The sequence below is a fragment of the Pseudozobellia thermophila genome, from assembly GCF_900141855.1.
In the GTDB taxonomy this organism is placed as follows: domain Bacteria; phylum Bacteroidota; class Bacteroidia; order Flavobacteriales; family Flavobacteriaceae; genus Pseudozobellia; species Pseudozobellia thermophila.
The window spans coordinates 340,437-353,029 of sequence record NZ_FQYU01000002.1 but is presented as its reverse complement, the minus strand read 5'-3'; the positions used below and the strand labels follow the sequence as shown (position 1 = coordinate 353,029).

Annotated in this window: 12 protein-coding genes; 2 read left to right on the top strand and 10 right to left on the bottom strand. The window is 47.7% G+C overall.

Translation table 11 applies throughout. The features are described 5' to 3' along the window. Positions 1-18: 18 nt before the first annotated feature. From BUB37_RS06925 to BUB37_RS06900, 6 genes are all read right to left on the bottom strand, one after another. Positions 19-516 carry a gluconokinase gene (locus tag BUB37_RS06925; protein ID WP_072990819.1) on the bottom strand — a complete coding sequence of 166 codons (498 nt, stop codon included), beginning with the start codon at positions 514-516 and terminating at the stop codon, positions 19-21. Further along, positions 513-1,415, bottom strand: coding sequence for a tRNA (adenosine(37)-N6)-dimethylallyltransferase MiaA (gene miaA, locus BUB37_RS06920; protein WP_072990816.1), 903 nt, complete (start codon positions 1,413-1,415; stop codon positions 513-515). Before miaA ends, BUB37_RS06925 begins: the two co-directional genes overlap by 4 nt. Then, a complete protein-coding gene (locus tag BUB37_RS06915; RefSeq protein WP_072990813.1) occupies positions 1,415-2,263 on the bottom strand; it encodes an ion transporter in 849 nt (282 codons plus the stop codon). The genes miaA and BUB37_RS06915 overlap by 1 nt, the downstream gene beginning before the upstream one ends. A gap of 3 nt (positions 2,264-2,266) precedes the next feature. Further along, the gene (locus BUB37_RS06910; protein ID WP_072990810.1) at positions 2,267-3,634 is read right to left on the bottom strand and encodes an exonuclease domain-containing protein; all 1,368 of its coding nucleotides are present in this window, start codon (positions 3,632-3,634) and stop codon (positions 2,267-2,269) included. Between the two features lie 66 nt (positions 3,635-3,700). Beyond that, complete coding sequence (locus BUB37_RS06905; protein WP_072990807.1) at positions 3,701-4,357, bottom strand: YggS family pyridoxal phosphate-dependent enzyme; 657 nt, start codon at positions 4,355-4,357, stop codon at positions 3,701-3,703. A 114-nt stretch (positions 4,358-4,471) separates the two neighbouring features. Next, a complete protein-coding gene (locus BUB37_RS06900) occupies positions 4,472-5,452 on the bottom strand; it encodes a Gfo/Idh/MocA family protein (RefSeq protein WP_072990805.1) in 981 nt (326 codons plus the stop codon). Between the two features lie 164 nt (positions 5,453-5,616). On the opposite strand from BUB37_RS06900, the gene BUB37_RS06895 reads away from it, so the two are divergent. Further along, positions 5,617-6,258 carry a protein-L-isoaspartate(D-aspartate) O-methyltransferase gene (locus tag BUB37_RS06895; protein WP_072990803.1) on the top strand — a complete coding sequence of 214 codons (642 nt, stop codon included), beginning with the start codon at positions 5,617-5,619 and terminating at the stop codon, positions 6,256-6,258. Between the two features lie 24 nt (positions 6,259-6,282). Here the strand turns inward: BUB37_RS06895 and smpB are convergent, their stop codons facing one another. Beyond that, positions 6,283-6,747 carry an SsrA-binding protein SmpB gene (smpB, locus tag BUB37_RS06890; RefSeq protein WP_072990801.1) on the bottom strand — a complete coding sequence of 155 codons (465 nt, stop codon included), beginning with the start codon at positions 6,745-6,747 and terminating at the stop codon, positions 6,283-6,285. Positions 6,748-6,824: 77 nt separating this feature from the next. After that, positions 6,825-7,382, bottom strand: a complete 558-nt coding sequence (locus BUB37_RS06885) for a SixA phosphatase family protein (protein WP_072990799.1) — start codon at positions 7,380-7,382, stop codon at positions 6,825-6,827. A 38-nt stretch (positions 7,383-7,420) separates the two neighbouring features. Between BUB37_RS06885 and BUB37_RS06880 the strand changes: the two genes are divergently transcribed. Further along, positions 7,421-9,196 (top strand): PorP/SprF family type IX secretion system membrane protein, encoded by a 1,776-nt coding sequence (locus BUB37_RS06880; protein WP_072990797.1) that lies wholly within the window; start codon positions 7,421-7,423, stop codon positions 9,194-9,196. An 82-nt stretch (positions 9,197-9,278) separates the two neighbouring features. Here the strand turns inward: BUB37_RS06880 and BUB37_RS06875 are convergent, their stop codons facing one another. Then, positions 9,279-9,875, bottom strand: coding sequence for a TetR/AcrR family transcriptional regulator (locus tag BUB37_RS06875; RefSeq protein ID WP_072990795.1), 597 nt, complete (start codon positions 9,873-9,875; stop codon positions 9,279-9,281). A 113-nt stretch (positions 9,876-9,988) separates the two neighbouring features. Beyond that, the gene (gene clpB / locus BUB37_RS06870) at positions 9,989-12,589 is read right to left on the bottom strand and encodes an ATP-dependent chaperone ClpB (RefSeq protein WP_072990793.1); all 2,601 of its coding nucleotides are present in this window, start codon (positions 12,587-12,589) and stop codon (positions 9,989-9,991) included. Positions 12,590-12,593 lie beyond the last annotated feature (4 nt).

Here is a 12,593-nt window from a genome sequence, read left to right as displayed (position 1 = left end):
CGAAGTTCCCCTTTTTTGTTAGGTCTTGTTCAAGGCCTTGACAATATGGGCCACGATAACCTCGGGATCGTCCTCGATAGAGACCGATAGGGCCGATCGGGGTACTTCCAAGGCCTCGAATTGGGAGCGCAAGAGTTCAGGAGGCATAAAATGGCCTTTCCTCTGTCGCAGGCGTTCCGAGACCAAATCGAAGGAACCTTCGAGAAAGACAAATTGAAGTTGCCCTTCGATTCCTTCCTTGAGCAGGTTTCGATACTTGTGCTTTAGGGCCGAACAGGCCACTACGGCGCCTGATTCGCGATGGTTTTTGGCCAATTGGTTCAATTCTTTCAACCATCCCTCGCGATCATTATCGTTCAGCGGATGGCCTTGCGCCATTTTGTCCACGTTTTCCTTCGGATGGAAGTCATCACCATCAAAAAAACGGAGCTTCAATTCCTTGGCCAAGAGTTTGCCGATGGTACTCTTCCCCGAACCTGAAACTCCCATAACAAATAAAATAGGCGGCTTTTTCATAATACTGGATCTAAATCGGTTATAATTTGAAGCGTCGGTGTTTTATACCCGTACCAATGCGTTTGTTCGTTTTTTTTGAACCACGTTATTTGCCTTTTGGCAAACCGCCTGGTGTTCTTCTTGATTTCGGAGAGGGCAAAATCAAGGGACCATTCGCCTTTAAAATAGTTGAAAAGCTCCCTGTATCCGACCGTTTGAAGGGCATTGAGGTTTTGGTACGGGATCAAACCCCTTGCCTCTTCGATGAGTCCCCCGTCTACCATCATATCTACCCGCTTGTTGATCCTGTGGTATAGGGTTTCCCGCTCCGAAGTCAGGCCAATCGATATGGTCTTGAACGGTCGCGGGTCGGTTTCCTTATTGAGAAAGGAAGAATAGGGGAGGCCGGTGCCGATACAGACCTCCAGGGCCCGGATAAGACGGTGGGGATTGGCCAGGTCTACTTTTTTGTAGTATACCGGGTCCTTTGTCCTTAGTTCTTCCTGAAGGCTTTCAATACCCTTCTCCCGCAGTTGCCTGTTGAGCCCGGTTCGAATATCCTTGTCTATTTTTGGAAAGTGGTTCAGCCCCTTGGTAACGGCATCGACGTACAATCCACTGCCACCTACCATGATAACGATGTCCTTTTTTTCAAAAAGACGGTCCAGCAGGGAAAGGGCATCGCGCTCAAAATCGCCTACGGAATAGGCTTCGTGAATGCTTTTGTGCTGTATGAAATGGTGCTTGGCCATAGCCAGTTCCTCTCGGGAGGGTACGGCCGTTCCTATTCCCATTTCCTTATAAAACTGTCGGGAGTCGGAAGAGATGATCTCGGTATCGAAGTGGCGGGCCAGTTCTATGGCAAGCTTTGTTTTGCCAATGGCGGTAGGTCCTATGACGGATATCAAGGTTTTTTCCATTATAGCTTGCTTCCACAATTGTAGCAGTAAATAGCGTCGTCCCTATGGCCTTCTTTGGCACAAGCGGGGCAGGCTTGGGTGTTCAGGTGCACGTAGCCCTTGTCGCCCGGACTTTTTTTCCCCTGGCCCTGTCTTCCGAATTCTACGGTAACGATACCCGTAGGAACGGCGATGACACCATAGCCCACAAGCATGATGAGGGTCGCGATAAACTGCCCCTCCGGTGTAATGGGGGCAATATCCCCGTAGCCCACGGTGGTGAGGGTAACAATGGTCCAATAAATACTTGTGGGAATACTTGTAAAACCGGCCTCGTCACCTTCTATGAGATACATTACCGTACCCAAGATTACCGATAGGATCAATACGGCGAACAAAAACACGGTAATCTTGGCCCTGCTGGCCTTCAGGGCCTTTTTTAATTGCGAGGCCTCGCCCAAAAAACGCACCAGCTTTAATATCCTGAAGATCCGCAAAAGCCTTAAGGAACGTATGGCCAAAAGTGCTTGCGACCCGGCAAATATGTATGAAAGATAAAGCGGTATGGTGGCCATTAGGTCTATGATTCCATAGAAGCTCAAAACGTACTTCAAAGGTTTCTTTATGCTAACTATACGGGCAATATATTCAATGGTGAAAAAAATGGTAACGACCCACTCCAAAATGAAAAGGGTTTTGTGGTACTCCGCATCGATACCCTTTACGCTTTCGAGCATAACGAGCAATACGCTAATGATGATCAGAATGAACAATAGAATATCGAACCACTTACCCATAGGGGTGTCGGCCTCGTAAATAATTTCATGGACTTTGTTTTTCCAGCCCTTTTCAGGTTTTCTTTCTTTCAAGACTTAGTTTCTTAACTCCAAAATCTTTACTACGCGTCTTTTTCGCAGGTAAGTTTCAATGATGTGCGTGGTGTTTTCATTGCCCTCCATGGGAACGATAATCGATTCTAAGATATGAATATTATTAATTTGATGGTTCAGGTCGTAATAGCCCAGCCCCTTAAAACTTCCATTTTTAATGAGTATCGCACTGTATTCACCTACTTCGCGGCCCTTATCGACAATAACTATGTTCTTATTATTGAGCGAATACTTTTCTACGCTCGCCAAAACCCTTTCGTTATAGGTTTCGGAAGCCTCCTTTTTTATACAGGCGCCATGGCATTCGCCCGATTCAACACTGGAACAGTTTTCACGGGCTTCCGATATGCCGTTTAGTTTGGGGCACAGTTCGAAGTCTTTGGTAAGCTTGAAAATAAAATTCTTTGCACCGGCCAAGCTGTTAAATGTGGCGAAGGCGCCGTTTCTTTCATTGGTCTTTTCAACGACCAGGGTATGGTAGCCATCGCTGTTGCTGTTTAGGGCTACGGTATAGGAAAAAAGTGATTTGGGGGGATTTTGGTTGAATTTCGGACGGTTTCGGTTAAGTTCTTCGTTCTCTTTCAAGAGGGCGACCAGTTCACTACCCGTTTTTTCGTACGTCACCTTCTTGGTGGCTTTTTGAAGCAGTCTGGATCGCCTGCCATTGTTGGTGAAATGCTGGTTGACCCTTTTTTTCATATTGGAGCTCTTTCCCAAAAACAATACATCGCCGTCTTTGTCGTGCATATAATATACCCCCGTTTCGGATGGGAGCGATTCTACGATGTCGAGTTGGCGGTCGGAAAGTTCGCCGTGCTCCTTTTCCCTGATTATACCCTTGATTATGGTTTTGTCGGAGTCTTTTGACAGCAAGATCTTGAACAGTTTAAGTGTGGCCAGTGCGTCTCCGTTGGCGCGATGTCGGTCGCTGACGGGAATGCCCAGGGATCGTACCAGCTTGCCCAAGCTGTGCGATTCGGCTTCGGGGATCAATTTTTTCGAGAGATCGACCGTACAAAGGGTCTTTCTTTCAAAGTTGTATCCCAGTCTCCTGAATTCGGTTCGCAGAATCCTGTAATCGAACTGTGCATTATGGGCCACCAGTACCGTCGAATCGGTAATCTCTACGATGCGCTTGGCTACTTCGTGGAACTTGGGCGCCGTACGGAGCATCTTGTTGTTTATCCCTGTTAAATTAACTACGAAGGGCTGTATTTCTTTCTCGGGATTGACCAAGCTGATAAACGTATCGACAACCTTGTGACCATCGAATTTGTGAATCGCTATTTCGGTAATGCCTTCCTCATTGAATTTTCCTCCTGTGGTCTCTATGTCGAGTATTGCGTACATTAAAAGGGTTTAGTCGTGTAAAGATACATTATAGGTTTTGCCGGCAAGGGACGAATCGCCAAAAAGCTAGTAATTTCTGGCTCCGAAGATACTACTGCCAATGCGTACCATGGTGCTGCCTTCTTCAATGGCGATCCTGTAATCGCCGCTCATGCCCATAGAGAGAATGTCTATGTCGGGAAGTTCGGTCTTAAGTCCGTCAAAAACCGATTTGAGTTGCCTGAACTCCCTGCGTATTTGTTTTTCGTCGTCGGTAAAGGTGGCCATGCCCATAAGTCCCCTGATGTTTATGTTTTCAAGGGATTTGAATTCCGGCGATTGTACAATGTTCACAAGTTCTTGTTCGTCCAAACCAAATTTGGTCTCCTCTTCGGCGATATGCATTTGTAACAAGCAATCGATGGTCCTGTTTTGGTCCATGGCCCTTTTGTTGATTTCCTTGAGCAACCTAAAGCTGTCGACCCCATGTACCAGCGATACGAACTTCGCCATGTACTTGACCTTGTTTCGTTGGAGGTGGCCGATCATATGCCATTCGATATCCTTTGGCAACTGTTCCCATTTATCGACCATTTCCTGTACCTTGTTCTCGCCAAAAATGCGATGGCCCGAATCGTAGGCTTCCATGAGAAGTTCTATCGGCTTGGTCTTTGAAACGGCGACCAAGGTTACGTGGTCGGGCAGGGTTTTCAGTATTTCCTGTAGGTTCTCTTTTACGGACATTTTTAGATGTAAGTATTTAAGTTCAGCGGATATGATCGATAAGGTTTTACAGGTTCACCAACCTTGGCCATTTGGGCCGGTTTAGGCATTGCCTCCCTCGATGGAAGGTGCAGGTCAAACAACGCTCGTCCGGGTATCGAAAGACGCGATTATCTGCAGGGCCACTTTAAGGGCCTTGGTCCCCTGCTCGAGGCTGACTATGGGTTCGGTGCCATTGGTAATGGCGTCGGCAAAGGTCTCCAATTCGTCCAAAATGGCATTGTTTTGCCCCACATCCGGATTCTCAAAATAGATCTGCTTTTTCTCACCTTCGGCATTTTGCAATATCATGTCAAAATCCCCGGGACTCTCAGGCGCGTCCTTCATTTTGACAACTTCCACTTTCTTTTCCAAAAAGTCTACCGAAATATAGGCGTCCTTTTGAAAAAAACGCGATTTCCGCATGTTCTTCAACGAAATACGACTCGAGGTAAGGTTGGCTACGCAGCCGTTGGCGAATTCTATTCGGGCATTGGCGATATCGGGCGATTTACTGATTACCGATACCCCGCTGGCATTGATCTGCCTCACTTCCGAATCAACGACACTCAATATGGCGTCGATGTCGTGTATCATCAAATCCAAAACAACGGGAACATCCGTTCCCCTGGGGTTGAACTCGGCCAACCGATGGGTCTCGATGAACATCGGATTTTTGATTTGCCGTTTAACCGCCATGAAGGCCGGGTTATAACGTTCTACATGGCCCACCTGACCCTTTACGCCATACTTTTTTTCGAGTTCAAGCAGTTCGTTGGCTTCCTCGATGGTGTGGGTGATCGGCTTTTCGATAAATATGTGCTTGCCCCTTTCAATGGCCTTTTTGGCACAATCAAAGTGGGAAAGGGTAGGGGTGACAATATCCACGACCTCCACCTCGTCGATCAGTTTGTTAATGTTGTCAAAATAGCGATAGCCAAATTCATCGGCCACCTTCTTGCCGTTAATGGCATCGGCATCGTAAAAACCGATCAACTCGTATTTTTTCGATTCGTGGAGCAACCGTAAATGGATTTTTCCCAAATGGCCTGCTCCTAAAACCCCAACTTTTAGCATCTAATTATATTTGCTTCAAAAATAAGGATATTTTTGGGTTTAATCTTTTCAATCTAATTTGAGTCAAAATCAAAAACTTATCCGTTTTGCCGTTTTCGAATATGAGAGGTGCACTTGTGATTTGATTAATTACGACCTAACTTTACCTTTCAAAAACCAAACCATTGAAAGATACCTTTAAACATAAGGGAATGCGCAACAAGCTCGCCGAAGTGTTGGTAGGCAAGGGTATTGCCGATACCAAGGTGCTTGGCGCCATCAAGACCATACCGCGACATTTGTTTATGGACAGCAGCTTTGAAGGGCATGCCTATCAAGACAAGGCCTTTCCCATTGCGGCCGATCAGACCATTTCGCAACCCTACACGGTTGCCTTCCAGACCCAGTTGCTTCAGGTGCGGCCGGGACACAAGGTGTTGGAAATCGGCACGGGAAGCGGGTATCAGACCGCGGTATTGTTGCACTTAAAGGCCAAGGTATATACCATTGAAAGGCAGCAAGAGCTGTTTAAAAAGACCAAGCTCTTTTTTGGGAAAATGGGATACCGGCCCAAAAAGACCGTTTTCGGTGACGGCTACAAAGGTCTTCCCGCCGATGCGCCCTTCGATTCCATCATCGTTACGGCAGGGGCGCCCGAGGTGCCCAAAGCCCTAATGGCCCAGTTGAAGGTCGGTGGCCGATTGGTGATTCCCGTTGGGGTCAATGAACAGGTCATGACCCTATATATACGAAAATCGGAAAAGGAATTCGAGAAGAAGGAATTCGGCTCCTTTCGGTTTGTTCCGCTCTTGGAAAACAAAAATTGATGTGGGTAATTTGACCGCCCGGGGCTAGTTGTTGAAGCTTTTTTTAATCCGGGCCAGGTTTCTTTTGTTGTCACGATCCTTAATGGTCTCCCTTTTGTCGTACAGTTTCTTACCCTTGGCCAAGGCAATCTTGACTTTTGCGAGCCCCCGGTCGTTGATAAAAAGGGAAAGGGGCACTATGGTCAATCCACTGGTCGTTACCTCTTTTCTAAGTTTTTTGAGTTCCCCGCGATTCAGCAGCAGCTTTCGTTCGGCCTTCGGTTTGTGGTTGAAGTACGATGCATGGGAATATTCGTCGACTTGCATGTTGACAACGAACAATTCGCCCTTGTCGTTGAATTCGCAAAAGCTCTGTGTAATCGAGGCCTTCCCTTCGCGAATCGATTTTATTTCGGTACCGGCCAAAACAATACCGGCCACATAGGTATCCAAAAATTCATACTCGAACTTGGCCCTCTTGTTTTTTATGTTGATGTTCTTTTGAACCATCCTACAAAAATAAAGGAAGTAGGGGAAATTTCAACTATTTATTGCAACAGTTCGAGGGGGCACACTTGAAAATGCGCTCAATCCCGCTCCTTTGGGCAATTGCAATTAAAATGAAGCCGTTGGGACGTGGCTATATCGTTGACAATGGTAACGATGAAGAGACTGCCGTTGTCGGTGTCGTCCATCTCGAAATACTTGTCCTCACCGATCATATGGTTGACGAATTGGGGCGTGGTATTGCTATGGCCTACCACCAAAACGGTTTTGTTCAAGTTGTCTTTCTTGAATTGTTCCACATCGATGGTCTGGGGTTCGTAGTATATGACATCAATATCCCGTTTTACCGATGTGGGGGCCGCTGTCATCGATGTCCTTTGGTAGTCGGTCGAGTAGATCGCATCGAGCTCTACTTCATCGAGAATCTCTGCCCAATGCATGGCCCTGCCCAGTCCGCTTTGGTTCAGTTCGGGATCGGGGTCCTCGGGGTTGGAACGGTCCTTCTCGGCATGGCGGATAAAATAGAAAGTTGATACCGAGGGCTCCGATGTAGGCGGAACCTCGTTTTTTTCATTATCTTTACAGCCTACAAAACATAGGAAAAATACTACAATATAAATAAGTTGTATTCTTTTCATGGTCGAAGACTCTTTTTTGGTTGAAAACTATTGCATAAATGTTAACTAAATTTAGCCTAAAAAAGTATGTTAAAGAGCTTGTTTTTGTTTTTTTGTGTATGTTGAGAACACTGCCCCTTCTTATTATCCTATCTTTTTCCTTATTGGCCTATGGGCAAAAGGAAGAGCGATTGCCTGCCGATCTGAGACAGCACAATTTGACCACCTACAATGCCAGTCTGTTCAACCCCGCGTTTTCTTTCGACAGAAACAATGCGGAATCGGTCGCTTTTTGGTCGAGATGGCAGTGGCAGGCCATAGATGGCGACCCCACCACTGTTTTTTTGAACTATACGCGAAAGCTTAATGGCAGGTCGGCGGCCGGGTTGGCCTTTTTTCAACAAAATACGGGGGTGTTCTTCAACACGGGCGGCGCCCTCAACTATGCCTATCAATTTCAATTCAACGAGCTGGTCAGGCTATCCGTAGGGCTCAATGTATTTGCCTTTCAACAAGAATTGGCGGACGATCGCTTTCAGACCGACCCCAATCTTCCATTGCCCTTGACATCGACCGTGGGCACTGATTTTATCGTGCAGATGGCCCCCGGGGTCAACATTTCGGTCGAAAGGCTAAGCCTAAGTTTGGCCTCGGAAAATTTAATCGATTATAATTTCAACGAGAAAGAGGGAAATACGGCGAAGGAAGACAAAATATTTATGTCTTTGCTTTCCTATGATTTTCCTTTGATGCTGGGCTCGGCGACGAATGCCTTTTTGCGGCCATCGATGTACCTGCGTACCATTCCCGGGCAATCCAACCAAGTAGGCTTCTATACCCTCTTGAACACCGACAAGTATTGGGGGCAGGTAGGATATAACAATTTTTACGGCTACGGAATCGGTGCAGGGGCCACCTTTTTCAAGCACCTATCCCTCGGTGCCCTGGTCGAACTTGGTACCGGGGCGTCGATCACAAAGGACACTTCCTTTGAACTAATGGCAGCTTATCTTTTGGGCAAGCCCGATCAACGGAACAAGGTAGTGGGCTTTGATCTCGAGAGCGATACCGACATTGTGATGGAACTGAATCCCGATGGGCAAAAGAAAACGGCGGAGGTCGAAGTACCCGAAAAAGCCGAAGAGTCGGCACAAACGGATAAGGAGGAAGCGAAACAAGCCAAAAAGGTTGCCAAAATCGAAGAAAAGGAAAGGCGTAAGCGGGAGAAATTCGTACGCGATTCGATAGCAAGAGTGGAGAAGGAAGCCGCCTTGGCCGCCAAGGCACTCCAAAAGGAACAGGATAGGGAGGCGAAGAAAATAGCGAAGGAAGCACAGGGCAAGGACGAGGAGGCACGAGAGGCCGAGTTGCTGGCCCGTAAACAGCAAGAACAGGCACGTCAACTCGATTCGATCAACAAGGCCAGGGAAGAACGGGCATTGGCTGAGGCCCGGAGCCTGGCCGAAAAGCGGAAACAAGATTCGATAGCGAAGGTCGAGGCGGCACGTCGTTTGGCCGAACGTGCCAAACAGCAAGAGGCCGATAAGCCCAAACAAGGAGAAAAATACGAAGAGGTCCAAACGGAAGACGGCTTGGAACCCGGCTATTACTTGATTGCCAATGTATTTGGCACCAAAAAGTATTTTGAGGCCTTTATGTCCGACTTAAGGAGCAAGGGTATGGATCCCGGATTCTTTGTACGAAGTAAAAACAACTACCACTATGCCTACCTCGGGCGATTCGATACCATGCAGGCGGCAAGGGCGGCAAGGGACAGCAACTTTGGAGGAAAATACACCGGAAAAACCTGGATATTCCGGGTCGTCGGAAAATAACGGGGAATCAGGCTTCGGTAGGAAATAGAAAGCTTAGGGGGCTTATAAGAACAAGCCCGATGTAAGTATAAGTACCGGCAACCTACCTTTTGATTTCTTTCTTGACCAACAGGTCGAGATAGGCAATGGTGTTCACGAGGTATTTTCTGTCCCTTGTTATCGTGGACATGGCCACGGCCCCTTGGATCATGGTATAAAACTGTTTGGCAAATTGCAGGGGAGGAACGGCTATCTTTAACTCCTTGTTTTCAACACCCTTTTCCAATACCGAGGCGATCTTACGTTCGATTTCCTTGATCGTTTCACGGCTTGCATCGGCGAGCGGCTTGTTGTTGTGCTGGGCGTCGACCCCCGTGTTCAAAACCGGACAACCTCCCAGGTCGGCCGTAAAGACATCGTAGTGCCGATAAAAGTCGGTAAGGGCAAAAATCTTGTCCAACGACGTACCTTCGGTCGCCAATACTTCATCGATCTTGGACAATAACTTTTTACTGCTGTATTCAAATGCCGAAAGGGCCAGGGCTTCCTTGTTTTCAAAATTACCGTACAAGGCCCCTTTGGTCAGGCCCGTAGCTTTGGTCAGGTCGCTCATGCTCGTGCCGACATACCCTAGTTTATTAAATATCGGCGCTACGGTCTCGATAATATAGGCCGTGGTTCTTTCAGCTTTGGTGGTCATGGTTGTGCAGTTTTATACGAAGATAGAAAAATTATATACTGTATGGTATCTTATTATGTCAAAAAAAAGGCACCTTTATTAAAGATGCCTTGATCAAATATATCCGTTAATTCCTACTTGACGAGTTCCGCTTGGTTTCTGAATACGAGTTGGTCTTCAAACGCATCGATAAGTACGATACTTTCGGGTGAAATACTGCCTTTCAGCAATTCTTTCGAGAGCTTGTTGAGCACTTCTTTTTGAATGACCCGTTTTATGGGCCTGGCCCCAAATTGTGGGTCGTATCCCCTTTCTGCCAGATATTCGACGGCCTCATCGGTTGCGTCTATGGTAATGTGCTGCTTGGCCACGACTTTCTTCAACTGGTCGAGCTGCAATCTGACAATTTTGGTAATATCCTCCCTGTTGAGCGGGGTGAACATGATTATATCGTCTATTCGATTCAAGAATTCAGGTCTGACCGTTTTCTTCAACAATCCGAGTACTTCGACCCTTGCGGCTTCCGAAGCGCTATAGATATCGTCGTTGTTTTCAAATTTCTCTTGAATAATATGGCTTCCCATATTACTGGTCATGATAATGATCGTGTTCTTAAAATCGGCCACCCGGCCTTTGTTGTCGGTCAGCCTGCCTTCGTCCAAAACCTGTAACAGGATATTGAATGTATCGGGGTGCGCTTTTTCGATCTCGTCCAGCAAGACCACGGAGTAGGGCCGTCTTCTTACCGCTTCGGTCAACTGGCCCCCTTCGTCATAACCTACGTATCCTGGAGGAGCACCTACCAAACGGCTTACCGAATGCCTTTCTTGGTATTCGCTCATGTCGATCCGGGTCATGGCGTTTTCGTCGTCGAACAGGTAGGCGGCCAATGTCTTGGCCAATTCGGTCTTACCGACACCCGTGGTACCCAAGAAGAGAAAGGACCCTATAGGACGCTTGGTGTCCTGTAAACCGGCCCTACTGCGGCGAATGGCATCGGAAACGGCCTGGATGGCCTCTTCCTGGCCGACGACCCTCTTGTGCAGTACATCTTCCAGTTTTAAGAGTTTTTCCCGTTCGCTTTGGAGCATTTTGGTTACGGGTATCCCCGTCCACTTGGCCACTACCTCGGCAATATCCTCACTGGTGACCTCCTCTTTGATCAGGGTCTCGTTTTCTTGTTGTTCCTGAAGCTCTTTCTGCAGTTTGTCCAATTGCTCTTGGGCTTCCTTTATCTTGCCGTAGCGAAGTTCGGCCACTTTACCGTAATCGCCGTTGCGCTCGGCCCGTTCGGCTTCCGTTTTATACTCCTCGATATCCTGCTTGGTTTTCTGGATGTTGTCCACTACCGATTTTTCGCTCTCCCATTTCGCATAGATCTCGTTTCGTTCTTCCTTGAGGTTGGCCAGGTCTACGTTGAGTAATTTTAGTTTTGCCTTGTCGTTTTCGCGCTTGATGGCCTCAATCTCGATCTCCAATTGCATTATTTTGCGGTCGAGTACGTCGAGCTCTTCAGGTTTCGAATTGATTTCCATCCGTAGTTTCGAGGCCGCTTCGTCCATGAGGTCAATGGCCTTGTCCGGCAAGAAGCGATTGGTGATGTAGCGTTGCGACAATTCTACGGCTGCAATGACGGCATCGTCCTTGATGCGTACCTTGTGGTGTGCCTCGTACTTCTCCTTGATACCCCGCAATATGGATATGGCGCTCTCGGTATCGGGTTCGTCGACCGTCACCTTTTGGAACCTTCTCTCCAAGGCTTTGTCCTTTTCAAAGTACTTTTGGTATTCGTCCAACGTAGTGGCCCCGATGGCACGCAATTCGCCCCTTGCCAAGGCGGGTTTCAGTATGTTGGCCGCGTCCATGGCACCTTGACCGCCACCTGCGCCGACCAAGGTGTGGATTTCGTCAATGAACAGGACGATGTTGCCATCGGAAGAGGTAACCTCCTTAATGACCGACTTTAAGCGCTCTTCGAACTCTCCCTTGTACTTGGCACCCGCGATCAGGGCCCCCATGTCTAGGGAATAGATAACCTTGTCCTTTAAGTTTTCGGGTACGTCGCCCTGCACTATACGGTGTGCCAGGCCCTCGGCAATCGCCGTTTTACCGGTACCGGGCTCACCGACCAACATAGGGTTGTTCTTGGTCCTTCTCGAGAGGATCTGAAGAATTCTCCGAATTTCCTCGTCGCGGCCGATGACCGGATCTAGCTTGCCGCTATCGGCCAATTGGTTCAGGTTACGTGCATATTTGTCCAGCGCGTTGTAAGTCTCCTCCGCACTTTGCGAGGTAACCTTGCTACCACCCCGAAGTTCCGTTATGGCCGCCTTCAGGTCTTTTTCGGTGGCCCCTTGGTCTTTTAGTATCTGGGCGATCTTGCTTTTCGACTTCAATATGGCCAAAAGCAGATGTTCTATGGACACGTATTCGTCACCCATTTTTTTGGCGATGATACTGGCCTCGGTAACGGTCTTGCCGGCTTCCCTGGATAGCATGATGTCGCCCCCGGAAACCTTGGGGAAGCTCTCGAGCTCTTTGTCGAGAATCTGCTTGAGCATACCGACGTTGATGTTCAGTTTTTTGAGAATAAAGGGGAGTACATTCTCATCTACTTCCCAAATCGCCTTGAAAATATGCTCGTTCTCGATCTGTTGGTGGCCCAAACCCTGTGCAATTTGCTGGGCCTGTTGTATCGCCTCTTGCGATTTTATGGTGTAATTATTAAAATTCATATTC